Origin of the sequence: Cruoricaptor ignavus, assembly GCF_014961145.1 — a bacterium.
Classification (GTDB): Bacteria; Bacteroidota; Bacteroidia; order Flavobacteriales; family Weeksellaceae; genus Cruoricaptor; species Cruoricaptor ignavus.
On sequence record NZ_CP063145.1, the window covers coordinates 1578723 to 1602874 of the forward strand.

Annotated in this window: 24 protein-coding genes and 1 pseudogene; 13 read left to right on the forward strand and 12 right to left on the reverse strand. The window is 45.1% G+C overall.

Annotated features, from left to right (window positions below; translation table 11 throughout):
• The first annotated feature begins 33 nt into the window (after positions 1-33).
• The 3 genes from fabD (at position 34) to pckA (ending at position 3825) form a co-directional block, all read left to right on the forward strand.
• Positions 34-909 carry an ACP S-malonyltransferase gene (fabD, locus tag IMZ16_RS07620; RefSeq protein ID WP_193439553.1) on the forward strand — a complete coding sequence of 292 codons (876 nt, stop codon included), beginning with the start codon at positions 34-36 and terminating at the stop codon, positions 907-909.
• A gap of 307 nt (positions 910-1216) precedes the next feature.
• Positions 1217-2122: a GYDIA family GHMP kinase gene (locus tag IMZ16_RS07625; protein ID WP_193439554.1), complete on the forward strand. Its 906-nt coding sequence runs from the start codon at positions 1217-1219 to the stop codon at positions 2120-2122.
• Positions 2123-2220: 98 nt separating this feature from the next.
• Positions 2221-3825, forward strand: a complete 1605-nt coding sequence (gene pckA, locus IMZ16_RS07630) for a phosphoenolpyruvate carboxykinase (ATP) (protein ID WP_073179184.1) — start codon at positions 2221-2223, stop codon at positions 3823-3825.
• 73 nt (positions 3826-3898) lie between these two features.
• Here pckA and aroQ read toward each other — a convergent pair whose 3' ends face one another.
• Complete coding sequence (aroQ, locus tag IMZ16_RS07635) at positions 3899-4315, reverse strand: type II 3-dehydroquinate dehydratase (RefSeq protein WP_193439555.1); 417 nt, start codon at positions 4313-4315, stop codon at positions 3899-3901.
• A gap of 71 nt (positions 4316-4386) precedes the next feature.
• On the opposite strand from aroQ, the gene IMZ16_RS07640 reads away from it, so the two are divergent.
• Positions 4387-5685 (forward strand): phenylacetate--CoA ligase family protein, encoded by a 1299-nt coding sequence (locus tag IMZ16_RS07640; RefSeq protein ID WP_193439556.1) that lies wholly within the window; start codon positions 4387-4389, stop codon positions 5683-5685.
• 8 nt (positions 5686-5693) lie between these two features.
• On the forward strand, positions 5694-6287 hold the full coding sequence (locus IMZ16_RS07645) for a hypothetical protein (protein WP_193439557.1): 594 nt from the start codon (positions 5694-5696) through the stop codon (positions 6285-6287).
• A gap of 2 nt (positions 6288-6289) precedes the next feature.
• On the opposite strand, the gene IMZ16_RS07650 is transcribed toward IMZ16_RS07645, so the two are convergent.
• Positions 6290-7516 (reverse strand): NAD(P)/FAD-dependent oxidoreductase, encoded by a 1227-nt coding sequence (locus tag IMZ16_RS07650; RefSeq protein WP_193439558.1) that lies wholly within the window; start codon positions 7514-7516, stop codon positions 6290-6292.
• A 101-nt stretch (positions 7517-7617) separates the two neighbouring features.
• Here IMZ16_RS07650 and IMZ16_RS07655 point away from each other — a divergent pair, with 101 nt between their 5' ends.
• From IMZ16_RS07655 to IMZ16_RS07690, 8 genes are read left to right on the forward strand one after another with little or no spacing between them, the layout of a single operon-like run.
• Positions 7618-9144 carry an HAL/PAL/TAL family ammonia-lyase gene (locus IMZ16_RS07655; RefSeq protein WP_193439559.1) on the forward strand — a complete coding sequence of 509 codons (1527 nt, stop codon included), beginning with the start codon at positions 7618-7620 and terminating at the stop codon, positions 9142-9144.
• Entirely contained in the window at positions 9141-10256 is a 1116-nt protein-coding gene (locus IMZ16_RS07660; RefSeq protein ID WP_193439560.1) for a WG repeat-containing protein, read from the forward strand. The genes IMZ16_RS07655 and IMZ16_RS07660 overlap by 4 nt, the downstream gene beginning before the upstream one ends.
• Complete coding sequence (gene fabG / locus IMZ16_RS07665) at positions 10257-10988, forward strand: 3-oxoacyl-ACP reductase FabG (RefSeq protein WP_193439561.1); 732 nt, start codon at positions 10257-10259, stop codon at positions 10986-10988. It abuts the gene before it with no gap.
• Between the two features lie 33 nt (positions 10989-11021).
• Complete coding sequence (locus tag IMZ16_RS07670; RefSeq protein WP_193439562.1) at positions 11022-12242, forward strand: beta-ketoacyl-[acyl-carrier-protein] synthase family protein; 1221 nt, start codon at positions 11022-11024, stop codon at positions 12240-12242.
• A gap of 5 nt (positions 12243-12247) precedes the next feature.
• Positions 12248-12502, forward strand: coding sequence for an acyl carrier protein (locus IMZ16_RS07675; protein WP_193439563.1), 255 nt, complete (start codon positions 12248-12250; stop codon positions 12500-12502).
• A gap of 7 nt (positions 12503-12509) precedes the next feature.
• Positions 12510-13391 (forward strand): LpxL/LpxP family acyltransferase, encoded by an 882-nt coding sequence (locus IMZ16_RS07680; RefSeq protein WP_193439564.1) that lies wholly within the window; start codon positions 12510-12512, stop codon positions 13389-13391.
• Position 13392: 1 nt separating this feature from the next.
• Positions 13393-14871 (forward strand): phytoene desaturase family protein, encoded by a 1479-nt coding sequence (locus tag IMZ16_RS07685; RefSeq protein WP_193439565.1) that lies wholly within the window; start codon positions 13393-13395, stop codon positions 14869-14871.
• Positions 14868-16526: a C45 family autoproteolytic acyltransferase/hydolase gene (locus IMZ16_RS07690; RefSeq protein WP_193439566.1), complete on the forward strand. Its 1659-nt coding sequence runs from the start codon at positions 14868-14870 to the stop codon at positions 16524-16526. The genes IMZ16_RS07685 and IMZ16_RS07690 overlap by 4 nt, the downstream gene beginning before the upstream one ends.
• On the opposite strand, the pseudogene IMZ16_RS07695 reads toward IMZ16_RS07690, so the two are convergent.
• From IMZ16_RS07695 to IMZ16_RS07740, 10 genes and pseudogenes are all read right to left on the reverse strand, one after another.
• Positions 16523-17691: pseudogene (locus tag IMZ16_RS07695) on the reverse strand (DUF2062 domain-containing protein). The gene IMZ16_RS07690 and the pseudogene IMZ16_RS07695 sit on opposite strands and share 4 nt — an antisense overlap.
• Entirely contained in the window at positions 17691-18170 is a 480-nt protein-coding gene (locus IMZ16_RS07700; protein WP_193439567.1) for a hypothetical protein, read from the reverse strand. Before IMZ16_RS07700 ends, IMZ16_RS07695 begins: the two are co-directional and overlap by 1 nt.
• Positions 18167-18544, reverse strand: a complete 378-nt coding sequence (locus IMZ16_RS07705; protein WP_193439568.1) for a 3-hydroxyacyl-ACP dehydratase — start codon at positions 18542-18544, stop codon at positions 18167-18169. Before IMZ16_RS07705 ends, IMZ16_RS07700 begins: the two co-directional genes overlap by 4 nt.
• On the reverse strand, positions 18545-19162 hold the full coding sequence (locus IMZ16_RS07710; protein ID WP_193439569.1) for a LolA family protein: 618 nt from the start codon (positions 19160-19162) through the stop codon (positions 18545-18547).
• Positions 19159-19905, reverse strand: a complete 747-nt coding sequence (locus IMZ16_RS07715) for a polysaccharide deacetylase family protein (protein ID WP_193439570.1) — start codon at positions 19903-19905, stop codon at positions 19159-19161. Before IMZ16_RS07715 ends, IMZ16_RS07710 begins: the two co-directional genes overlap by 4 nt.
• Before the next feature lie 34 nt (positions 19906-19939).
• Entirely contained in the window at positions 19940-21001 is a 1062-nt protein-coding gene (locus IMZ16_RS07720) for a beta-ketoacyl synthase N-terminal-like domain-containing protein (protein ID WP_193439571.1), read from the reverse strand.
• Positions 20998-22194 (reverse strand): beta-ketoacyl-[acyl-carrier-protein] synthase family protein, encoded by a 1197-nt coding sequence (locus tag IMZ16_RS07725; protein ID WP_193439572.1) that lies wholly within the window; start codon positions 22192-22194, stop codon positions 20998-21000. Before IMZ16_RS07725 ends, IMZ16_RS07720 begins: the two co-directional genes overlap by 4 nt.
• Positions 22194-22451 carry a phosphopantetheine-binding protein gene (locus IMZ16_RS07730; RefSeq protein ID WP_193439573.1) on the reverse strand — a complete coding sequence of 86 codons (258 nt, stop codon included), beginning with the start codon at positions 22449-22451 and terminating at the stop codon, positions 22194-22196. Before IMZ16_RS07730 ends, IMZ16_RS07725 begins: the two co-directional genes overlap by 1 nt.
• 6 nt (positions 22452-22457) lie before the next feature.
• Positions 22458-22997: a 3-oxoacyl-ACP synthase gene (locus tag IMZ16_RS07735; RefSeq protein ID WP_193439574.1), complete on the reverse strand. Its 540-nt coding sequence runs from the start codon at positions 22995-22997 to the stop codon at positions 22458-22460.
• Positions 22984-24144 (reverse strand): beta-ketoacyl synthase N-terminal-like domain-containing protein, encoded by a 1161-nt coding sequence (locus IMZ16_RS07740; protein ID WP_227411493.1) that lies wholly within the window; start codon positions 24142-24144, stop codon positions 22984-22986. Before IMZ16_RS07740 ends, IMZ16_RS07735 begins: the two co-directional genes overlap by 14 nt.
• Between the last annotated feature and the right edge of the window lie 8 nt (positions 24145-24152).

Consider the following 24152-nt stretch of genomic DNA (forward strand, 5'->3'; position numbering starts at 1 on the left):
CAAAGCCGTAATTTCGGCGAGAATGAAATTGATATGAAGAAAGCTTTAGTTTTTCCTGGCCAAGGTTCGCAATTTGTAGGAATGGGCAAGGAACTTTACGATTCCCGTAAAGATGTGAAAGATTTGATGGATTTTGGCAATGAAATCCTTGGTTTTGATATTCTTTCCATAATGTTCAGTGGAACGGATGAAGAGCTTCGGCAAACAAGGGTCACTCAGCCTGCCATTTTCATCCATTCAGTTGCAGCCGTGAAGGCGGCCAATGCCTTGGGTTCTGCAATGGTGGCAGGGCATTCTCTCGGCGAATTTTCTGCATTGGTTGCCAACGGCGTTCTCTCGTTTGAAGACGGGCTGAAACTGGTTTGCGCCAGGGCGGAAGCTATGCAGGAAGCCTGCGATGCCAACCCTTCTTCGATGGCGGCAATTCTGGGTCTGGAAGATTCCAAGGTTGAAGAAATCTGCGCGGAAACGGAAGGTGTGGTGGTTCCGGCGAATTACAACTGCCCTGGTCAGCTGGTGATTTCCGGCGAAACCGCAGCAGTGGAAAAAGCCTGCGAAAAGCTGAAGGCTGCCGGTGCAAAACGCGCTCTGCTGCTGCCTGTGAACGGTGCCTTCCATTCACCGCTGATGCAGCCTGCACAGGATAAACTGGCGGAAGCCATTTATAACACGAAGTTCCGCCAGCCTACGATGCCGGTTTACCAAAATGTGACGACAACCGCAGTCACCGATCCGGAAGAAATTCAAAAAAACCTGGTGGCACAACTAACGGGCGCTGTGAAGTGGACGCAAAGTGTGCAGAATATGATAAAAGATGGCGCGGGAATTTTCGTGGAGGTGGGACCTGGAAAAACGCTGCAAGGCCTGATTAAAAAAATTGACTCGGAAGTTTCTACGACGAGCTCTTAATCCATCATTGATTATTGATAAATGATCATTGATTAGCTTGGCTGCGCTGGTGAAAGGTTTCAAATCTTTGACAAAGGTGTTTAAACCACAGAGTCACGGAGAGATTTTATCGTTAGTCTCATAAAACGCGGAGACACAGGGTTTTTGTCAAAGTCAGATTATATTAACCACAGAGTCACAGTGAGATTTTTTTAATTTAATTTTTATTTAAGATATCGCGGCACAAGATTTCGGTTGTTATGTTTTCGTTGAAATCCTTCGACAAGCGCAGGATGACAAGCTGATCGATTATCAATTATAAAAAAATATGTCCAGATTTTTCTCGCCTGGAAAGTTGCTGCTGAGCTCGGAATATGCAGTTTTGGACGGTGCTTTGGCATTGGCCGTTGCCACAAAACCTGGCCAGGAACTTTTTGCTGAAGAAAAATCGGACGGGAATTCCAGTGTTTTCTGGACGGCGAAGCATCAGGGAAAAGACTGGCTTTCAGCGGAAATCGATTACAAGCACTGGAAAATTCTTCGCACCAACAAGCCTGAGGCTGCGGAATTTGTAATGAAAGTTCTGCGGATTGTGCAGCGTTTATCAGAGGAAAAATTCCATTCGGACGCTTCTTATTATTTAACGACTAATCTGGAATTTCCTGCGGATTATGGCTTGGGCAGCAGCTCCACTTTGATGGCCAATCTTTCAAAATGGGCAGGAACCGATGCCTTTGCGCTCAACGAAAAATCGCTTGGTGGCAGCGGTTATGATGTTGCCGTGGCAATGGAAAAAGCGGCTATTCTTTACCGAAAATCAGAAAACGGAAGGGAAATTGAAAAAGTGGAATTTTCGCCTGAGTTTCGTAACGAGCTGATTTTCATCCATTTAAACCAAAAGCAAAATTCAAGGGAAGGCATCGGGCTTTACCGTGCGAAAGAAAAATCTCAGCAGTTGATGGATGAGTTTTCGGAATTAACGATGAAGATCTATCAGGCGGAAACTCTGACAGAATTTTCCCGGCTGATGGAAATTCACGAAAAAAAGCTGTCGGACTTTCTGCAGACCAAAACAGCGAAGGCGCTGCACTTCGCCGATTGCCCTGCATTCATCAAAAGTCTTGGAGCCTGGGGCGGTGATTTTGTGATGAGCCAAAAATTTGAAGGCTGGCAGCATTATTTTTCCGCTAAAGGTTTTAAAACTATTTTTGAGTGGGATGCGCTGATTCTTTAATTTCCTGTTTTCAATTCTGATTTTTATCATTAACTTTATCACCGAAATGGTGGTGATTATCGTTAAATTTGTGGAATAAACATTGAAAAACAGAATTTATGAAAAACATCAAGATCATCCAGCAGCTGGACAGCCTTGGCATCACAGGCTATGAGGAAATTGTGTATAACCCGACTTACGAAAAGCTTTATCAGGACGAGATTTCCGAGAAAAATCAGGGCTTTGAAAAAGGTACGGTAACGAAATCCGGAGCTGTGGCCGTGAAAACCGGAATCTTCACAGGGCGTTCGCCAAAGGACAGATATATCGTAAAAGACGACGAGACGAAGGATACCATCAACTGGGACGGGAAGGTGAATTTCCCTACGACCAACGAAGTTTTCCAGCACTGCAAGAAGCTGGTGATGGAGCAGCTTTCCAAGTCGCCAAAAATTTATGTGGTAGATGCATTCTGCGGTACCAACCCTGATACAAGGCTGAAGGTGCGCTTCATAATGGAGGTGGCCTGGCAGGCACACTTTGTAACGAATATGTTCATCCGCCCATCGCTTTACGAGCTGGAGCATTTCGGCGAGCCGGATTTCATCGTGGTGAACGGTTCCAAAACTACGAACCCTGACTGGAAGGAGCAAGGCCTGAATTCCGAGAACTTCGTGATGTTCAACCTTACCGAAAAAATGCAGATCATTGGCGGTACCTGGTATGGCGGCGAAATGAAGAAAGGGATGTTCGCGATGATGAACTACTACCTGCCGCTGAAGGGTATGGCATCGATGCACTGCTCTGCCAATGTAGGTGAGGAGGGCGATGTGGCGCTGTTCTTCGGACTTTCTGGAACAGGGAAAACCACGCTTTCTGCAGACCCGAAACGCTACCTGATTGGCGATGATGAGCACGGCTGGGATGACCACGGCGTTTTCAACTATGAGGGCGGCTGCTATGCTAAGGTAATTGATTTGACGGAGGAGAAAGAACCAGACATCTACCGTGCAATCCGCCGTGATGCGCTTCTTGAAAATGTAGTGGTGAAGGAGAACGGTCAAACCGATTATGCGGATAACAGCATCACGGAAAACACAAGGGTTTCCTACCCAATCTACCACATCAGCAAGATCGTGCTGCCTTCCAAGGCTGGCCACGCGAAGAAAATCGTTTACCTTTCTGCGGATGCGTTCGGCGTACTGCCACCGGTTTCCATCCTGGATGAAGATCAGGCGCAGTACCACTTCCTTTGCGGCTACACATCCAAGCTTGCCGGTACGGAAAGAGGCATCACGGAGCCGCAGCCATCGTTCTCGCCGGCTTTCGGTGAGGCCTTCCTTACGCTTCACCCAACAATGTATTCCAAAACATTGATTGGCAAAATGAAGGAGCACGGTGCGAAAGCCTACCTGGTAAACACCGGCTGGAACGGTACCGGAAAAAGGATTTCCCTGAAAGATACAAGAGCGATTATCGATGCGATTATCGATGGCTCAATCGACAATGCGGAAACTGAAACACTTCCGGTGATGAACCTGACTTTCCCTACGAAACTACCGAATGTTTCCGAAGGAATTCTTGACCCGAGAGCCACCTATGCCGATGCTTCCCAATGGGAAACGAAAGCGAAAGACCTTGCGGCGAAGTACATCAAAAACTTTGAGCAATACTGCGACAATGACGAAGCTAAAAGGCTGGTAGCTGCAGGTCCGCAGATTTAATTTTTTAGAATAAATGCAAAAAAGTTCCCTTTCAGAAATGAGAGGGAATTTTTTTACAATTCATTTTTAACTTTTATAAACGACCTATCAAGAAATCAGCAGCCAGTTTGTAGCCATTCGTTCCAAAGCCGGAAAGCACGGCGTTACAATGCTCAGCGGTTACGGATTTCCGGCGGAATTCCTCCCGCTGGTAAATGTTGCTGATGTGCACCTCAATTTTTGGGACGGAAATATTTTTCAGGCAATCTGCAATGGCGTAGGAATAGTGCGTGAAAGCGCCGGGATTGATGATGAGCGCATCGAAATCTTCCTGCTGAAGCCTGTCGATAATTGCACCTTCCGAATTGCTTTGATAAAAATCAATTTCTGCGGGAGGGAATTCTTCGCGCAAACTTTGCAGAACGCTTTCCATCGAAACCTTGCCGTAAATTTCTGGTTCGCGTTTTCCCAAAAGATTAAGGTTCGGGCCGTTTACAATGAGGATTTTCATAGGGTAAAATTAGCAAAAATAAAATTCCCGCCCGCTCAATTTAATCCTTTACCTTTGCTCAAAATTCTGATTTGAATCTCAGGCCAAGAATAGAGTACGAAAGCCCGGAAAATATCAGGCGTTTCCAGGAGGAAAAACTGCGGGAGCTTCTCATTTATCTTAGGGAAAAATCGCCTTACTACCAAAGGTTATTCATTGAGCAAAATATTGACATTCAGGAAATTAAAAAGCTGGAAGATCTGCGGAAAATCCCATTTACCACGAAGGATGACCTGCACAATTTCAATGCGGATTTCTTCTGCATCCCGATGAATGAGGTGGCGGATTTCAGCACAACTTCCGGAACGCTGGGCGATCCCGTAGCCTTTGGTCTTTCGGCAAAGGATTTGGAGAGGCTTGCGTATAACGAAGCGCTGTCCTTTGCCTGTGCTGGTTTGCAACAGGGCGATTTGGTGCAGATGATGACCACGATTGACAAGCGATTTATGGCTGGAATGGCGTATTTTCTCGGGCTGCAGAAGCTGGGTGCCGGTGTTGTTCGTATGGGGCCCGGAATTCCGGAGCTGCAGTGGGATTCAATCCTGAGATTTCGCCCAAAATGGCTGATTACCGTGCCATCCTTCCTTCTGAAAATGATAGAATATGCGGAAAGCCACGGCATTGATTACCGAAATTCTTCGGTTTTCGGTGCGGTATGCATCGGCGAAAGTTTGCGGAATCAGGATTTCAGCGATTCTGATTTGGCGGGAAGAATTCGCGAAAAGTGGGACATCCAGCTTTTCTCAACCTATGCATCAACGGAAATGGCCACCGCTTTCACCGAATGCGAATTTCAGAACGGCGGACATCATCATCCCGAACTAATCATCACCGAAATTGTGGATGATGCCGGGAAACCTGTAGCTGAAGGGCAAAGCGGCGAACTCGTGATTTCCACGCTGGGTGTGGAAGCGGTGCCGCTGCTTCGTTTTAAAACCGGCGACATCGTGCAGGCCCACACGGAAAAATGCCGCTGCGGAAGAACGACGCTGAGGCTGGGACCGGTGCTCGGACGGAAGCAGCAGATGATAAAATACAAGGGCACCACGCTGTATCCACCGGCTTTGATGGACATTCTGGCGGGGTTTCCCGATGTGGAAGTTTATCAGATTTGCATTAAGACCAACGAAATTGGCACGGATGAAATCCTGGTGCGGATCGCGGCGCAAGATGCTTCCGAAGAATTGCTTCTGGAAATTCGGGATCATTTCCGCGCGAAACTTCGGGTGACGCCAAAAATCGAAATTTGCGACAGCGAAGATTTGAGCAAAAAAGTTTTCAATCCGAAATTCCGTAAGCCGATAAATTTTGTAGATTTGAGAACTAATTAATCTTAATTATGAAAAAGCTTGTTCTGTTTTTCGCGTTGCTGCTGAGCGTTGCGGTTTTTGGCCAAAAACTAAGATTGGTTTCCGGAAACCTGGATTTTCTGAAGGATGTTCAGGAACTGAATGTGGAGTTCGATTTTTCGGAAGTGGCTTTCTACAAAGAGAATATCAGCGAAAGCCAATACATCGAAAGGCGCAAAAAGGAGATTTCCCAAAATAAGAACGAAGCGGAATTTGAAAGATGGGAAAAGGATTGGCGCCGTACGAAAAGCGTGCAGATTCCGGAGAAATTTCTGGCGTCTTTTAACAAATATCAGAAAAAAATGAAGGCTGACACTGGCGTCAAATCGAAATACACACTGAAAGTGAAAACCACCTGGATTTACCCAGGGTGGTTTGCCGGCGTGATGAGCCAGCCTTCCAAGGTAAGCACGCTGCATCAGTTTGTAGAAACTGCGAATCCATCAAAAGTTTTAGCGGAAATAGAGTGCCAAAATGCGCTGGGCGATAACTATGTGGGCCTGCCGAATAACAATGACAGAATTGCGGAAGCCTACGCGAAAACTTCCAAGGAACTGGTGCAGTTTATTGCTAAGAAACTTTAATTTTATCCAGCGTCAATCATCATCGCTAAATTCCGTACGGCATTTTTATGCTTGCGAACGAACGGGTTTTCGCGGTTCCAAACATAGCCTGCAAGTACGGCGCAGATTTTCCGCTTGATGTCCGGGTTTTCCGGCTGATGAAAAAATAATTTCTGCAGATTGCCGGTGTACCATTCCGAAACATAGGTGCGGAAAACATCCACGCCAAACTGGATGTGCGCGGCGTATTCCTTTTCCCAATCCACCGTTTCGCCTTCCAGCTGGCGCTTTGCAAGCTTCGCTGCAAGCATTCCGGATTCCGTAGCGAAGGCCATTCCGGAAGAAAAAACAGGGTCGAGAAATTCCGCGGCATTTCCAGTGAGAGCGTAGCCTTCGCCGCAAAGCTGCTTCACAGCGCAGGAATAATTGGTAAGCCTCTTCGGTTCGAATAGAAAATCCAAATCGCCGAAACGCTTTGAATAGTAATCAGATTTTTTAATGGCATTCCGCAGGGCTTCCTCTGCATCGCCGCTTTCGGAAAGTTTGTCGATATAATCGGTAGGGCCTACGATTCCAACGCTGGTATTGCCGTTGGAAAACGGGATTACCCAAAGCCAAACCTGCGTTTCCAGAATATCGAAAGAAATCTGCGTGCCTTCCACACCTTCTTCCCGATTGATGTCTTTAATGTGCGTGAAAACCGAAGAGTGCGCATCCAAAACGGAAGGCATTTCCAGGTTGAGAAGCCGTGGCAAAACACGACCGTAACCGCTGGAATCGATGATGAATTTTGCGCGAATTTGCCGTTCGTTTCCGTCCTTATCACGCAGCGTAGTCACGGAATTTGAGCCGTGGAATTCCACATTTTTTACTTCCGTTTCAAACTCGATTTCCACGCCATTTTGCTGCGCGGCTTTTGTCAAAGTATCGTCAAAATCTGCCCTGGGAACTTGCCAGGTCCAGTCCCAGCCTTCGCCAAATTTATCACCGAAATCGAAAACGCAGATTTCCTTTCCGCGGATGAATCTTGCGCCGAATTTCTTCTCGAAGCCCTGCTCGTCAAGCAGCGGGAAAAGCCCTGCTTCATCGAAGTGGTCCATCACCCTGGGTATCAGGCTTTCACCTATGACAAAGCGCGGAAACTTCGCCTTTTCTACAACCTTCACCTTCACGCCGTTGCGCTGCAGCCAAGATGAAGCCACGCATCCTGAAGGCCCTGCACCAATCACAAGAACATCCGTTTCTTCCATTGGATTTTAAATTTTCGGTTTGAGCAAAAACTTTATATTTGCGACACAAATGTATTCAAAAACATTTGAGAAACAATGTTTTAGAGTCAATAATTTTAAAGATGAAACTCAGCGGAAAACTAAGCCTGCAGGATTTTCTCAGCATCGCTGTTCAGGGGGAAAAAATTGAGATAGATGATGCAGTGCTTCGCCGTGTAGAGCGTAGTTTTGAGTTCCTGAAAAGCTTCTCGGATGACAAGGTAATTTATGGCGTGAACACTGGTTTTGGTCCGATGGCTCAATACCGCATCGCCGATTCAGAGAAGAAAGAATTACAGTACAATCTTATCAGAAGCCATTGCGGTGGCATCGGGAACCCGCTGGATGAATCAACGGCAAAAGCCGTGATGCTGGCAAGGCTGAACACCTTGGCGCTCGGGAAATCGGGTGTGCATCCCAGCGTGATTTTTCTGCTTAAAGAATTGATTAACAGAGAGATAACGCCTCTGATTTTTGAGCACGGCAGCGTAGGTGCAAGCGGTGATCTGGTGCAGCTTGCTCATCTGGCTTTGGTGCTGATAGGTGAGGGCGAAGTTTTCTACAAAGGTGAAAGAAAGCCGACGGCAGAAGTGTTTCAAAATGAAGGGCTTACGCCGATTGAGATTCACATCCGTGAAGGCCTTGGGCTGATGAACGGCACTTCTTGTATGAGCGGTATCGGAATATTGAATCTTCATTATTCTGAGCGAATTATTGAAATATCGTTAAAGCTATCCTGTGCGATTTTAGAGCTGGTAGAATCTTACAGCGATTATTTTTCCGAGCAGCTGAACAATTCAAAACTTCACGAAGGTCAGCGGAAAATAGCTGAGAAAATGCGTTCGAATTTGCACGATAGCAAGCTGGTAAGAAGAAGGGAAGACCATCTTTACACTTCTGGAAACAGCGAAGAAATTTTCAGCCAAAAGGTTCAGGAATATTATTCGCTGAGATGTGTGCCGCAGATTTTAGGGCCAGTTTTAGATACTTTGCATTTTTCGCAAGAAATACTTGAAAATGAAATAAATTCCGCAAATGATAATCCGATTATCATTCCGGATGAAGACCTGGTATACCACGGTGGAAATTTCCACGGCGATTATGTGGCTTTGGAAATGGATAAGCTGAAACTTGCCATTACACGGGTTTCAATGCTTGCGGAGCGCCAACTGAACTACCTAATGAATTCCAAAATCAACGAAATATTCCCACCGTTTATGAACCTTGGCAAGCTCGGTTTCAATTTCGGAATGCAGGGCGTGCAGTTTACGGCGGTTTCTACCACGGCGGAAAACCAGGCGCTTTCCACATCGGTATATGTGCATTCCATCCCGAACAATAATGACAACCAGGATATTGTAAGTATGGGAACAAACGCCGCCACGATGTGTGCGAAAGTCATTGATAATACTTTCGAAGTGCTTGCAATTCAGGCAGTTACGGTAGCGCAGGCTGTAGATTTTTTGAATGCCCACGGCAAAATTTCATCTGCCACGAAAAATCTTTACGATGAAATCCGAAGCATCGTCCCGAAATTTTCGGATGACCCGGTGCTTTATCCATCCATCGAAAAACTTAAACAACACCTTAAACACAATATCAAATTATGAAAAAGTTAATCCTGATCTGCACAGTGCTGCTTTCGGTTTTCGCCGTAGCGCAGCGCAGCCTTGCCCTTGTAAAAATCGGAGATAAGTGGGGCTACATCAACGAAAGGGGCGACCAAGCCATCGAAGCGAAATTTGAAACGGCGAAAAGCTTCTCGCCGGATGGCCTTGCTACTGCACGAAGTGGCAAGCTGTGGGGCTACATCGATACGAAAGGCAGCTGGGCAATTGAGCCGCAGTTTGCCAACGCTCATCCGTTTTCCGACGGCGTAGCCTTGGTGGAGAAAGACAAGAATTCATACTACATTAACAGAAAGGGTGAAAGGCTGGAATTTCCGCAGACTGATAAGCTGTTCAGCTTTCAGGGTGGCACAGCGGTTATTCGGCGCGGAAACAAAGTGGGGCTCATTAACCCGAAAGGTCAGATCGTAGCGGAAGCGAAATACGACGAGATAAAGCCGATGATAAACGGCTTTGCAAGAGCGAAGCTTTACAACAGGTGGGGAATTTTGGATGCCCATGGGAAAACCGTGGTGGATTTCGATTATGATGAAATCGGGGAGTACAGCAACGGCGTAACCTGGGCAAAGCGCGGCGCACAGTTTGGCACCGTGTACAAAGGGAAATTCAATGCGGTGGAAGGCGCGGAAAAAATCTGGGATTTCGACGGCAGCGATTTTACCTATGCCAAAAGGCTGGGGAAGATTGGCTTCATCGACAAAAAAGGCGATTGGGTAATAGAGGCGAAATACGATAAGGCAAGGTCTTTCAACGACGGTTTTGCGCCGGTTTACCTTGGTAAAAAGTGGGGCTACATTGATACGAAAGGAAATTGGCTGGTAGAGCCACGCTATGAAGATGCGGAAATTTTCAGCGAAGGTATGGCGCCTGTGAAAAGCAAAAGCTGGGGCTTTATCGATAGAAGCGGAAAGCTGGCAATTCCGCACGAATACGATATTTCCGTGAATTTCAACTTCTGGCAGAAAGAGAAAGGCTTCCAAAATGGCCTGGCAAGAGTGAAGCGTGATAAAAGGTGGGGCTTCATAGATAAGCAGGGCAATACTTTGGGGAAGGTTTGGTATGAAAATGCCGAGAATTTTGTAAGAGTAAAGTAGATGAAGTGCGCAATTGTAACCGGTGCTTCCCGTGGAATTGGCAGGGCGGTAAGCCTGAAGCTTGCTGAAGATTTGGGCTACCACATCCTGCTGAATTACACATCCAATGATGCTGCGGCGGAAGAAACTTTGCAGAAAATTCAGGAAATCGGTGGCAGTGCTACGCTGCTGAAATTCGATGTTTCTAATGCTGAGCAAACGCAAAGCGTTCTGCAGAAATGGCAGCAGGAAAACCCTGATGCCGTGGTAGAAATCATCGTGAACAATGCGGGAATTACGCGGGACGGCCTTTTTATGTGGATGCCGAAGGAAGACTGGCAAAGCGTGTTGGATGTAAGCCTGGGCGGCTTCTTCAATGTCACAAATTTTTTCATACAAAAACTTTTGCGGAATAAATTCGGGCGGATTATTAACATCGTCTCGGTTTCTGGCGTGAAAGGTACGGCTGGCCAGGTGAATTATTCCGCGGCAAAGGCTGCCCTGATAGGTGCCACGAAAGCTTTAGCACAGGAAGTTGCAAAGCGGAACATCACGGTAAATGCCGTAGCGCCGGGCTTCATAAAAACGGATATGACGCAGGATTTCGATGAAAATGAAATGAAGGCGATGATCCCTGCCCACCGCTTCGGCGAAGCGGAAGAAGTGGCGGATTTAGTTTCGTTTCTCGCTTCCAAAAAGGCGTCGTATATTACGGGCGAAATTGTGAATATCAACGGCGGCATTTATTCATAAACAAAAATTATAGGAAAAAATCTATTTTCTGGGATGGAAAACAGGGTGGTAATCACCGGGATGGGAATTTGGTCTTGCCTTGGCACTTCGCTGGATGCGGTGAAGAATTCGCTGTATGAAGGGAAATCCGGAATTCAGTTTCTGCCGGAAAGGAAGGAGTTCGGCTTTCGCTCGGCGCTTTCAGGAGTGGTGCCGAAGGCTGATGTGAAGCCGTTCCTGAACCGCAGGCAGCGGATAAGTATGGGCGAAGAAAGCGAGTATGCCTACCTTGCAACTTTGCAGGCGCTGGAACAGGCTGAGATTTCGCAGGAATTTCTCAGCGAGAACGAAGCCGGAATTCTGTATGGGAACGACAGCGTTTCCAAAGCGGTGGTAGAATCCATTGATTGCGTTCGCGAAAAAAAGGACACCACGCTGATTGGTTCCGGCGCGATTTTCAAGTCGATGAATTCCACCGTTACGATGAATCTCTCCACGATTTTTCAGCTGCAGGGCATCAACCTTACCATCAGTGCTGCCTGTGCAAGTGGCTCACACTCAATAGGTTTGGCGTATCTTTTAATCAAAAACGGCCTGCAGCAAATGGTGATTGCAGGCGGTGCGCAGGAAACCAACCAATACGGTATGGCGAGCTTTGATGGCCTGGGCGTTTTTTCCACGAGGGAAGATGAGCCTGCGAAAGCTTCCCGCCCTTTCGATAAGGATAGGGATGGCCTGGTGCCTTCCGGCGGTGCAGCCACGCTGATCATCGAAAGCCTGGAATCTGCGGAAAGGCGCGGCGCGAAAATTTTGGGCGAAATCATCGGCTACGGGTTTTCTTCAAACGGCGGCCACATTTCCACACCTAATGTGAATGGCCCTGCACTGTCTATGCAGCGCTCTCTAGAGCAGGCGAAAATTTCTGCTGATGAGGTGGATTACATCAATGCGCACGCTACTTCCACGCCAATTGGCGACAGCAATGAAGCGAGCGCGATTTTTGAAATCTTCGGTGATAAAACGCCCGTAAGTTCCACAAAATCGATGACTGGGCACGAATGCTGGATGGCCGGTGCAAGCGAAATCGTGTACTCAATGCTGATGATGCAGCACGGATTTCTGGCGCCGAATATCAACCTGGAAAATCCGGACGAAGCTTCGGCGAAAATCAACATCATAAAAGAGGTGCAAAATAAAAAAATTGATGTAATTTTGTCGAACTCTTTCGGTTTTGGCGGCACGAACTCGTCGATTATCGTGAGGAAATTTAACTGACAATTATGACTGTAGCAGAAATCGCCCAAACTGCCAACGATTTTCTTGTAAGCGAGTTTGAAGTGGATGCCGATGAAATCTCGGCTGATGCCAACTTCGGCGAAACGCTTGGGCTGGACAGCCTGGATTATATCGACCTGGTAGTAGTCATCGAATCGAATTTCGGTGTGAAGTTTGGCGAGAAAGATTTCAAGGAAATCACAACTTTTGAAGATTTTTATCAAGCAATAGCGCAGAAAATTCAGCAGAAAAATTCATAAATCCACTATGAAAAAGTGGGACGGAAAATCGCGCGGCACACTTCTCGGCTACCGTATTTTCGTCTTTTTCCTTAAAAATTTCGGTGTCCGGTCGGCATACGGCGTGCTGTATTTCGTAGCGGCATACTATTTCCTTTTCCTGAAAGAAAGCAACCGCTCAATTTTTTATTATTTCCATAACCGGTTGGGTTTCACTAAAGTAAAAGCGAAAATTTCTGTTTATAAAAATTACCTGGTTTTCGGGAAAACGATTATTGATAAAACGGCGATTTCCTCAGGGCAGAGGAATCAGTTCTCGTATGAATTTGACGGGATTGAAAATCTGCAGCGGATGATGGCAGGTGGAAAAGGCGGCGTGCTCATCAGCGCACACATCGGGAATTTCGAAATTGCCGAGCGGTTTTTTTCGGAGATTGATTTCAATTACCAAATCCACATCGTGACTACGGATCAGGAACATTCCCACATCAAGGAATACCTGGAAAGCCTTGCTGACCGGCCGAAAACCACGAAGTTCATCTACATCAAGGATGATATGTCCCACATTTTTGAAATCAGCGAGGCGCTGTCGAAAAATGGCATCGTGTGCTTTACGGGTGACCGATATTTTGAAGGCAGCAAGTTGATGGAAGAAGAATTTCTGGGAAAATCGGCGAAGTTTCCGGCAGGTCCGTTTCAGATTGCGTCCCGCCTGAAAGTGCCCGTAGCGTTCGTTTATGTAATGAAGGAACCAAAGTTGCACTACCATCTTTTCGCGAGAATTGCGAACGCAAGGCACCGGGATTCTCAGGCTTTGCTGAAGGCCTACACCGAAAATCTTGAGCAGATGCTGGCAAAGTATCCGCTGCAATGGTTTAATTATTTCGATTTCTGGGACGATTTGGAATGATATGCAGAAATTTGATGTCGTTGTAATTGGCAGCGGGCTTTCTGGCCTGGTTTCCGCCTTGATTTTGGCGAAGCACGGTCATAAAGTCGCTGTGCTGGAACAGAATGTTCAGTTTGGCGGCAATCTGCAGACTTTCAGCCGTGAAAAGTGCATTTTTGATACCGGGGTTCATTATTTGGGCGGGCTTTCCGAGGGCGAAAATCTTTACCAATTCTTCGATTATCTGGGCATAATGCAGGATTTGAAACTGCAGAAGATGGATGAGGTTTTCGATAAGATCATTTTTTCCGATGAAGATTCTGAGTTTGGAATTGCGCAGGGTTTTGAAAATTTCGTGATTAATTTGCTTGATAAGTTCCCAGAAGAAAAACCAGCGATTGAGAGGTATTACGCTGATATTCTGAATTTTACGAATCAATTTCCAAATTATGTACCTGGGAGAAAAGGCATAATTCCGGTTGAGATTTTATCAATAAATGCCCGAAATTATTTCGAAAATCTCACTTCGAATATGGAGCTACGAAGCGTTTTGGCAGGGCAAAGTTTTCTATACGGTGGGCTGGATGAAGAAGCGCCGTTCTACATCCACGCTTTGTGCGTTAGCTCTTACCTGAAAAGCTCGTGGAAAATTCAGAATGGCGGCAGCCAAATTACAAAACTTTTGGTTCGTGAACTGAAAGCTTCGGGCGCACAACTGTTTAAAAGACAGAAAGTTACGGCATTCAATTTTGATAATGAAAAGTTAATTTCAGTTTCAACAGACAGCGACAATGATTTTTTCGCAGAAAAATTTATTTCAAATATCGAGCTTAAAAAAACGATTGAACTTGCTGGAAATCAGCGGTTTAAAAAAGCGTTTACCAATCGGTTGGAAAAGCTAAAATCTGGGAAATCCTGTTTTAGTGTTTATCTGGTTTTGAAGCCTCAGACTCTGCGATATTTCAATCATAATTTTTACCATTTTGAAAATTATGAAAGTGTTTTTTGCGGAAATGAAGGATTTTATATGCTTTCTGCAACTGAATCATCAAAATTTCCAGGTTTTGCAGAAAGCTTAACAATTTTGGTTTATATGAATTTTTCCGAAGTGGAAGCGTGGGAAGCTTCGCAGAATACCGCCGCAAAACCTTCCGAAAGACCGGAAAATTATCAAGATTTTAAAGCAAGAAAATCGGCGGAAATTATTGATTTGGTTTGCAAGAAATTTCCTGAAATTCGTGATGCCGTGAAGTCGGTTTATGCTTCGTCGCCGCTTTCTTACCGCGATTACATCGGCACAGATAGCGGTGCGATGTATGCTTACGAACACTCGTCCGAAAATCCGCTACAAACGGTTTTCTCGCAAAAAACATCCGTGCCCAATCTATATCTCACCGGGCAAAGCGTGAATATGCACGGCATTTTAGGTGTTACAATTGGTGCGTTTTCTTTGTGCCGAGAAATTCTTGGCTATAATTTTTTGAACGAAGAACGCCAATGAGAAAGTTTCAGATTTTTTCGCTGGCTCTTTATTTCCTGCTGGTTTCCTGCGGTGCGAAGAAGCATTTGATTAATGAAAAAGAAATCGCTTCCTATGATTTATCCATTCCGGAAATCGAGAAAATCAACGATTCTACCCTTATTTATCAAAATGTATTTTTGACAAAAAATCAGTACAAAGTTTACGAATTGTATAATTCGGGTAATGCTTTACAACTGGGCTACAATCACGGTGCTTTGGCGGAAAATCTTTTGCATCAGCAGGAAAGGGCGCTTTTTTCCAAAGTTGAAGAATTCGTCCCATCGAAATTTAAGCAGGGAGTTCTTCGGAATCTCGTGAGAATTTACACGGGCAGTATGCCGAAGAATGTAACCAAGGAATTTCAGGCGGAAATTTTTGGGATTTCCCGCTATGTTTCGGATGAGTTTGATTTCATCGCGCCGAAATTCCAGCGTCAGATGATTCTGCACGCAGCGCACGATATCGGGCACGCAATGCAGGATTGGTTGCTTGTAGGCTGTTCGTCACTAGCAGTTTGGGACGAAAATTCCCACAACGGAAAATTGCTGATTGGCCGCGCTTTCGATTTTTATGCCGGTGATGAATTTGCGGAAAATAAATTGTTGCAGTTCGTGAAGCCCGATGAAGGAATCCCGTTTGCTTCCGTGTCCTGGCCTGGAATGATTGGCGTAGTTTCCGGGATGAATGCCGAAGGTCTGAGCGTGACGATTAATGCCGGAAAATCCGGAATTCCGCTTTCTGTGAAAACGCCGATTTCCCTGCTGACAAGGGAAATTCTGCAGTATGCAAGCACGATAGATGAGGCGGTAGAAATTGCAAAACGGCGGAAAGTTTTCGTGGCGGAATCGATAATGGTGGGCAGCGCGAAAGACCGGAAGGCTGTGATTATCGAAGTTTCGCCGAAGAAAATGGGCGTTTACGAAGTTGAAAATTCGGCACAACTGGTTTGCACGAACCATTTCCAGTCCGAAACTTTTTCGGATGACCGGCGGAATAAAAAGTGGAAGGAGAAGAGCCACTCTGTTTATCGCCAGAAAAAAATCAACGAGTTTTTAGTTGAAAATCAGAAACTTACGCCGGAAAAGATGGCGGGAATCTTGCGTGAGCGTTCCGGAATAAAAAACCGTGATATTGGCAACGGCAACGAAAAATCCATCAATCAACTTTTGGCGCACCACGCTGTGATTTTCTCGCCGGAAGAAAAAATCATCTGGGTTTCCGCGAAGCCTTATCAGCTCGGCGAATTTGTGGCTTATGATTTGGGCGAGATTTTTTCGGGAGCACTGGAGCAGAAAATTCCAAAGAGAAAAGATTTGATGATTGCCAAGGATCCGTTCCTTGATTCGGAAGAATTTGCGAACTACGAAAAATACCGAATTGCCGACAGACAGCTGGATTCCGCGATAAAATTTGGCGAAATTCTCAGCGAGGAATGGCTGGAAAATTATCGTGATCTCAACCCGGAACTTTGGATTGTGCATTTCAAATCCGGGAAATATTATTTCGAAAAAGGTAATTTCCACGAAGCGAAAAAACATTTCGAAATTGCATTAACAAAGGAAATTTCGTCCGTACCGGAAAAAGAGACCGTGGAAAAATATCTGCGGAAAACCAGGCGGAAAATTCGGGATTAGTTTTTCTTCCGATCGTAGAAATTCAGCAGAAAATAAGTCAGAAATCCAAATATTATCGCTGAAACCGCCGATAAAATCAGGCTTCCCACAATGTATTGCCAAAGATGATTCGGGATGTCTGACAGTGTGAGGTTCTGGCTCAGCAAAGTTTTTCCTGGTATAAATTGCTGCCCGATTTTTACCGAGGCCAGGATTACAAATGGAATGAGCGGCGGTAGAGACAGATTGGAAAAAGTGAAAGTCAGCACCTTGTTGAGCCCGAAAAATACGGCAAGGCTAATGGCTAGAACGGTGTGAAAACCCCAAAAAGGCGAGAACGCGATGAAGGTGCCGAGCGCTACGGAAAGCGCTTTTGTGCGGTTGCTGCCAGAGCTTTCCAGCACATCTTCACGGATGAACTGCTTTAGGCTTTTTTTTTAAAACTTCGCAGAAAATCGCGCGGCTTGATGTAGAGCAGCGTGATGGCGACAAGCACGGTATTCAGGATGCTGATGCGTGTGAAATCCTGAAACGGCCGAAAGTGCGAAACGCGTTCAGCAGGGTCGTACAGCACCTTCACCGGTACATTCTGCACGATGACACCGTTCCACGCTGAGCGTACGATTACTTCGATTTCGAACTCAAATTTTCTCGTGAAAAATTTTTTAGGCAGCCGTTTCAGCGGATAAAGCCGGTAGCCTGATTGTGTGTCGTTCAGCTTGATTCCGGTTTCAAACTGGTACCAAAAATTGCTGAATCTGTTGCCAAAACTGCTCTTTTTCGGAACGCCATCCTGCGCCATATTTCGCTCGCCAATCAGCAGGATGTCGCGGTTTTCTTCCTGAAGTTTTTCCACAAATATTGGAATATCATCAGGAAAATGCTGGCCGTCCGAATCGATCGTTATCGCAAAATGGAAGCCTTTTTCCAGCGCAGTTTTGAAACCTTGCCGAAGCGCAAAACCTTTTCCGCGGTTTTTCTCAAAATGAATTTGCGTGAGTTCAGGATATTCCGCCAGAATTTTTCGGGTGGAATCCGTAGAGCCATCGTTCACGATGATGATGTGCGAAGTAAATTCCAAAACGCCGTCAATCACGCGCTGCAAAGTCCGTTCATTGTTGTAAGTCGGAATAATCACGCAGATTTTCAAATGCTGCATCGCTTGTTTCACGGCGGCGTTTTCCATTATTTCAGCGTCGCTTTTTCAGTTGGCGTCATCGTTTTGGAATATTCCGAAAAATCACGAATCAGCTTCTGCGTCCGTTTATTTTCCGACTTGTAATGTTCTAAAATGAATTTCTTGTCATCCACCAAATTCTTTTTGTAGCCCACGATTCCTGGCAGGTTTTCCTGCAGGCTCATCCGGATTACGCGGAGTTCCGTATTCCTCGGATTAGCGGCTATCAGGCTTTCCAGCGATTTTATGCCGCCCGAAATCATCTCCTTTCTTCCCGCGCCTTTTTCAAATTTGGAGAGTATCACTCGTGCAGCCGCTTTGTACGCTTTTCCAGCCACATCACTGGCATTGCTGCGCTCTGCCATTTCCACAAAAGTTTTGGCGTTTTGATGAGATTCCGAAGCTTTCGGGTAAAAACTCCGCAATTCTTCGGTGGAAACTTGCAATAAAATTGTAAAAGCAGCAAAAAGCGAAATCAGGAATTTCATTGGAAAAGTATTTTGTAGGTTGCATTCAGTTTCAGTGCTACGGTTTCGCCAAAAGTCGCTATTTGGCTTACCTTCACTCTTTGGTTTTCTTCCGTGCAGGTCAGTTCCAGCCGTATGTCCGGATTTATTTCTGGATTGATGATTGCCATAAATTTCACATTGCTTGCCGACACTAGCTCCAGCTTTTTTTCAAAAATAATTTCCGCGATGTCTTTCACGATTTGTAGCATACAAACGCCCGGTGTCACGGGGTTTCCAGGAAAATGCCCGCGGAAAATCGGGTGCCCGGCATTCAGCCTGATGTTCGCCACCATTTTGTTCGGCGCCGTTTGCTCAGCCGAAGTAATGCGGTAGAAGTTTCCTAAAATACTCATTTAATTGAAACTGCCTCTTGGCAGCGCTTCGTTTACTTTTGTGTTGCGGAATTGTATCGCCGTTTCGTCACCGCTGCTGTCGAGCAATTTCACTTGCGAAACCGTGTATTTTCCCTCGGGAAAATGCAATTCCATTTGCCTGATAAATTTTTTCAAATCCTTTGCAGCCGGCGAAAAGCGCACGATATTTGTGCCGCCGTTTTTGTGATAGCTCACCCTAAAATCCGGGTCGGCAAACAGCGCGCCGTTCGCACTGCCAATCATCAGCCTGCTGATTTTTTCGAAGGCACGGTTTTTCGCGCCAACTTCCGTGGTTTTGCCTTTGCTCGTCACGAAAAGTTTGCCATTCCGCGAAATCATCGTCGTAGGTTTTGGTGTGATGTATTTCCAGCTCAGCAGCGATGGATTTTGGTAAGCCATCTTCCCTGTAGAAACCGCCGGTTTATCCAACATTGCCGATTTTTTCGTTTGGGTAAAATCCGTCTGCAAAGTCTTTATCGATTTGCTACCTGCCGTAAAATTTCGGATGAAGGTCGCGCTTTCATCAGCAGTCATAGGCCTTTGTGCGAAAATCACAACTGAAAAAAGGGCGAAAAAAAGTTTCAGAAAATTCTTCATTTCAATTCTAAAAGTTCGGAAACCGTGGCAAATTTGAAGCCATTGTCCCGCAAATTTAATAATAAAATCTTCAAGGCTTCCAGCGATTTTTCCGAAGTATCGTGCATTAGAATGATGCTTCCTGGTTTTGCTTTTTTTGTAATCCTTTCTGCGATTTTATGCGGATTTTTAATTACGGTATCCAGCGAGCGAATATTCCAGCCGATGCTTGTTTTTTTGGTTTGTTTAATGGCCTTTGCAATGTTCGGATTCGTAACGCCAAAAGGTGGCCTGTAAAGATCAGTTTTTATACCGGCAATTTTTTCAAAAACTTCATCGGCTTTTTCAATTTCTTCTGTCATTTTTTTTGCAGAAAGAAAACCGGTTTTTTCAGAGTGGCTGTAAGTATGATTGCCGATTTGATGACCGTTTTCAATGATTTGCTGAAAAATTTTCGGGTGAATTTCCGCCTGTTTTCCGATGCAGAAAAAAGTGGCTTTTGCGTTAAATTCGTTGAGTGTTTGCAGAAATTTTGGCGTGAATTCCGTCGGTCCGTCATCGAAAGTCAGTGCCACGATTTTTTCAGCAGTAATTTTTCCGTGCAATGATTTTGTAAAAAAATTCAGCCTGATGTCGAACGATGCCCAGGAAATTATTGCGATGAAAATTGCCAATGGAAGAAAAATCCAAACCCAGGGAATTTCTGAAACTAAAATCAGTAAAATGCTGATTGCCAGCAGGATTTGTAAAATTCTGAATTTCATCAGGAAAAATTTTCAGCCTGATTTTAGTGCAATTTTATGCCTTCGCCAAAAGTGTAAAAGAATGCTCTTTGCCAAGGAAATTATTGTAAATCAAAACGGTACGGATTTGCTTTCTCTCAGCTGAATTGATTTTTATGATTTCAGGAATTCTTTGCTTTCCTAAAATTTCATTGGCTAAAAACAGAGCGAAACCAGATGAAGTATTAAACTCTCCCGACAAATGCTTCCAAAATCCCAATTGTGAATTTCTGAAAAAACCGCGCATTTTTTTGTGAAATTCATCAGCGCTTTTATCGCCCGAAAATCCAAGTAAAACCAAATCGATATCTGCCAATGTTAAGCCATTTTTCTGAAGGAAATTTTCCGCAAAATTTTCGGTTTCTTCCAATTCTAGCACATTGGTTATTTCCACGGCTTTCACTTCAGCGCCCGTATTTTCCAGCTTTTCATTAGCCAAAACAAAAAATGCCGCGCCCTCACCCCAGAAAACGCCTTCCGTTTCAGAATTCAGCAAATCGATTGGAAATTCGTCCTGTTTCTTGATGATTTTCGCCAGCTGATAAAGTTCGGCAGTTCGCTTGGCGGTTTCATCGCAGGCACCCACCAAAACCTGCCTGGCTTCGCCGTTTTCAATTTGCAACTTGGCATCCAGCAATGAAAATTCCAGCGAAGAACCGCTGCTCACATAGGTGAAATTGTAAGCGTGGCAGCCGATGCCAAGGGCAATTTGGCCGGCAACTGTGTTGTGTGTGGATTGGATGAAATTCGTTGGCGTCAGGTGGTCTTCATCATTCTGAATTACATTGCGCAGAAATTTCTCGGAATCTTCCGTGCAGCCCATACCGGTTCCTGTGATGATGGCATCAGGCATAGAAATTCCGGCAGCATCCATCGCTTCTTGCGCGCTCACTATGCCCATTTTCACAACCTTGGACATCCGGCGAATTTGTGCTGGCGGTATGAAATCCTTGTAATTCGGCTGCTGAGCGTAGATGATGTTTTCCGAAGGATTTATTTCCAGACTCTCAAGAAAATCTGGCTCCAAACTTTTCTGCGCCGAAATGCAGGCCGCACCGTTGATATAAACCGGTTTCACGATTTTGAAAAAATTAGTGTGGAACAATTTCCGCCGAAGCCAAACGAGTTGGAAAGCACATTTTGCAGAGGTTTTTCTTTCATTTCGGTCACGGGTTTCAGGCTGAATTCCTTCATCGGCGTTGAAAAATTCAGATTCGGGAAAATCGTGTTGTGCCGCAGCGCAAGCAAGGAATACACGGCTTCTACCGCTGCAGCAGCCGCCAAAGTGTGCCCTGTGAATGGCTTGGTAGAACTGAAATCCGGCACAGCGTTTTCACCGAAAATCCTGATCATTGCTTTGCCTTCGGAAAGGTCGTTATTTGGCGTTGCCGTTCCATGAACATTCACATAATCAATATCTTGTGGCGAAAGTCCGGAAATTTTCAAAGCCTGATCCATCGCCAAAAAAGCGCCCTGCCCATCATCGCTGGAAGCGGTCTGATGATGCGCATCATTAGCATTGGCATAGCCTGATAAATATCCCAGAATTTTCTTGCCAGTTTTTTCAATCACCGCATCAGATTCCAGCACCAGAAATGCCGCTGCTTCGCCTAAATTTAGGCCTTTGCGGTTTTCGTCAAACGGCGTATTGTATTCATCCGTCACAATCATCAGCGTTTTAAAACCGTTCAGGGTAAACTTGGAAAGCGCATCGGTGCCACCCACAATCACTCTTTCCAGGATGCCGTTCTGAATTAGCTTAGCGCCCATCATCACAGCGTTTGCAGCGGATGAGCAGGCCGTGCTGATTGTGGATATCATCCCTTTCAAACCGAAATAATCTGCAATGGCAGCGGTGGAAAATCCGGCTTCGTGCGAAGTGATGAATTTCTGCTTTTCGGGATGGTTTTCATAATCGAAAAACCAGCGCTCACTCATATCCATTCCACCAACCGATGTGGAAGAAATCAGCCCGGTTCTAAATTGGTTAACATCCTGGAAATCAGCAGATTGTAGGGCTTCTTTTACTGCAAGGATTCCTAAAAAAGTTGTGCGTGTTAGCTTCGTATCTTCTGGCAAACTGAGCATTTTTATCAATTGCTCGTTGGTCAGTTTTATCTCGCCAGCTTTCAGCTTTCCGTGGTATCGTGTTTCCAGAATTTCAATATCGGAAATGCCGTGTTTTCCGGCAGTCAACGAGCGGAAATTTTCTTCAACGCCAATGCCTGCCGAAGAAACGATTCCCATTCCTGTGACTGCAACTTTCGCCATTATTTCGTCCTGTGTTCCGTGATGTAGGCAGCCATCGTATCGATGGATTCGAAAATCTGCTTGCCTTTTTTCGGGTCAGAAAGCTTGATGCCGTACTCCTTGTCCAGCAGCACGATGAGTTCCAACGCATCGATGGAATCAAGGCCAAGTCCGCTGCCGAAAAGTTCCGCAGAATCCTGAATATCAGCAGGTTGCACATCTTCCAAATTCAGCACTTCGATGATTTTCGCTTTGAGCTCTTCCTTTAGGTTATCCATTTTTCTTCAGTAATTCAGCAAATATACAAAAGCCCTATGATAATCGCCAAGCAATTCCACCCAGCCACAAAGTGCCTGCGCTGCTTTCCCCGATTTGAGCAGGTTTTCCGCGTATTTATCAAGTAGATTTCTGTTGAAATCTTCCATCACGAAGAAAATATTTTCCGTCTGCAGCTGATGCCGAATGCTGATTTCGCCAAGGCATATGTTTGGTAGCGTGTAAACGAAAACCGCAGGGCTTGGAAAGTAGTTTTCCCTGTCATTAATGCTTTGCTGATGCTTCAGGTCTGTGTCCAAACTTGAAGATTTGTTGGCGAAAATCAATGCTGTATCTTTTTGATTTTCAGTTGATAAGCATAATTCGGAAGCAAGGAATGCCAGCTTTGTAAGATTATCCATCTTGTGAAATTTGGGATAATCTATATTGATTTTTTTGTAAAATTCTTTGGCAAATTCTGCGAAGTTTTTTGTTTCAGATTGAAAGATGATTTCGCCATCCAGTTTCACTTCGAAATTATGGATTTCGCAAATTTTATTCGTTTTCATTGCCAATCATCTTTTTGAGAATTATTGCGGAATTGCTGCCGCCAAATCCAGATGCAGTCTTTAAAAATGTGCGAATTTCTTTCGCCGAATTTTCGGTAATTATGTTCAGAGGATGAGAAACGCCGCAATTTTCATAGTTCAGTGATTGGATTAAAATGTTGTGTTTCGCGCTTTCCATCGCCATAATAATTTCGAGCAAACCGGATGCACCAAGGCAGTGTCCAAAGTACGCCTTCAGGCTATTCATAGGTGTTTCCGAAAGATGAGCACGAGAAAAAGCAATGGATTCCATTTCATCATTGTAAATCGTTGCCGTTCCGTGAGCATTGATGAAATCGATGTCATCCGGAATAATTCCTGCTTCATTCATTGCGTTCTGAATGCTGCGGAAAAGACCTTCACCGGTTCTCGAAGGTCCGGAAATATGGTTGGCATCGTTAATCGACGAATCGCCTAGAATCTCAAAGCAAGTTTCTGATTTTTTTTCCTTGGAAATAAAAACCGCCGCTGAAGCCTCGCCCAAATTGATGCCGTCCCGATTTTTATCATAAGGCCTGCAAACATCGTTGCTCATCGCTTGAAAAGAATTGAAACCAGACAAAACGAATTCAGAAACTTCATCGGCAGCAATTACAAATGCATCTGAAAATTTTTCAATTTGCAAAAAAATTTTACCTGCGGAAACTGCCATCACGCCAGAAACACAGGCATTAGAAATTACAATGGGCTCATTTTTAAATCCTAAAAATTTTGCCACTTTTTTTGCGGAAAATGAAAGATAGGCGTTTTCTGGGGGAATGCTTTGATTTTGCAGGTATTTCACATTGCCTTTGGTTGTTGATAATATCAACAGGCTTTTTTCCGAGACGGAATGTTTGTCAAGCAAAGGTTTCAGCGCCAGCACGAGCATCTGTTCGAACCTTGTAAAATATTGATTTTCAGTGTTTAAACTTAATTCTGAAAATTTTTCTTCCACTAATTTTTCGGGAATAATTGCCGCGCAAACTTCGGGAAAGTTTTCGGAAAAATATTGTTTTTTAATGCCGGTTTCATTTCTCAGCAAGGCTCCGAAATTCTGTTCTGCACCGAAACCAAGCGGCGAAATGCAGTTGTAATCTGAAATGAAAACCGGTAAGAATTTAATCACTTTCGCAG

Coding starts and splice junctions, on each gene's coding strand:
- IMZ16_RS07730 (WP_193439573.1), bottom strand. CDS start 22,451: ATGGATAACCTAAAGGAAGAGCTCAAAGCGAAAATCATCGAAGTGCTG.
- aroQ (WP_193439555.1), bottom strand. CDS start 4,315: ATGAAAATCCTCATTGTAAACGGCCCGAACCTTAATCTTTTGGGAAAA.
- IMZ16_RS07735 (WP_193439574.1), bottom strand. CDS start 22,997: ATGAAAACGAATAAAATTTGCGAAATCCATAATTTCGAAGTGAAACTG.
- IMZ16_RS07710 (WP_193439569.1), bottom strand. CDS start 19,162: ATGAAGAATTTTCTGAAACTTTTTTTCGCCCTTTTTTCAGTTGTGATT.
- IMZ16_RS07660 (WP_193439560.1), top strand. CDS start 9,141: ATGAAAAAGTTAATCCTGATCTGCACAGTGCTGCTTTCGGTTTTCGCC.
- IMZ16_RS07685 (WP_193439565.1), top strand. CDS start 13,393: ATGCAGAAATTTGATGTCGTTGTAATTGGCAGCGGGCTTTCTGGCCTG.
- IMZ16_RS07625 (WP_193439554.1), top strand. CDS start 1,217: ATGTCCAGATTTTTCTCGCCTGGAAAGTTGCTGCTGAGCTCGGAATAT.
- IMZ16_RS07690 (WP_193439566.1), top strand. CDS start 14,868: ATGAGAAAGTTTCAGATTTTTTCGCTGGCTCTTTATTTCCTGCTGGTT.
- IMZ16_RS07655 (WP_193439559.1), top strand. CDS start 7,618: ATGAAACTCAGCGGAAAACTAAGCCTGCAGGATTTTCTCAGCATCGCT.
- IMZ16_RS07725 (WP_193439572.1), bottom strand. CDS start 22,194: ATGGCGAAAGTTGCAGTCACAGGAATGGGAATCGTTTCTTCGGCAGGC.
- IMZ16_RS07670 (WP_193439562.1), top strand. CDS start 11,022: ATGGAAAACAGGGTGGTAATCACCGGGATGGGAATTTGGTCTTGCCTT.
- IMZ16_RS07650 (WP_193439558.1), bottom strand. CDS start 7,516: ATGGAAGAAACGGATGTTCTTGTGATTGGTGCAGGGCCTTCAGGATGC.
- fabD (WP_193439553.1), top strand. CDS start 34: ATGAAGAAAGCTTTAGTTTTTCCTGGCCAAGGTTCGCAATTTGTAGGA.
- IMZ16_RS07700 (WP_193439567.1), bottom strand. CDS start 18,170: ATGAAATTCCTGATTTCGCTTTTTGCTGCTTTTACAATTTTATTGCAA.
- IMZ16_RS07680 (WP_193439564.1), top strand. CDS start 12,510: ATGAAAAAGTGGGACGGAAAATCGCGCGGCACACTTCTCGGCTACCGT.
- pckA (WP_073179184.1), top strand. CDS start 2,221: ATGAAAAACATCAAGATCATCCAGCAGCTGGACAGCCTTGGCATCACA.
- IMZ16_RS07715 (WP_193439570.1), bottom strand. CDS start 19,905: ATGAAATTCAGAATTTTACAAATCCTGCTGGCAATCAGCATTTTACTG.
- fabG (WP_193439561.1), top strand. CDS start 10,257: ATGAAGTGCGCAATTGTAACCGGTGCTTCCCGTGGAATTGGCAGGGCG.
- IMZ16_RS07705 (WP_193439568.1), bottom strand. CDS start 18,544: ATGAGTATTTTAGGAAACTTCTACCGCATTACTTCGGCTGAGCAAACG.
- IMZ16_RS07675 (WP_193439563.1), top strand. CDS start 12,248: ATGACTGTAGCAGAAATCGCCCAAACTGCCAACGATTTTCTTGTAAGC.
- IMZ16_RS07645 (WP_193439557.1), top strand. CDS start 5,694: ATGAAAAAGCTTGTTCTGTTTTTCGCGTTGCTGCTGAGCGTTGCGGTT.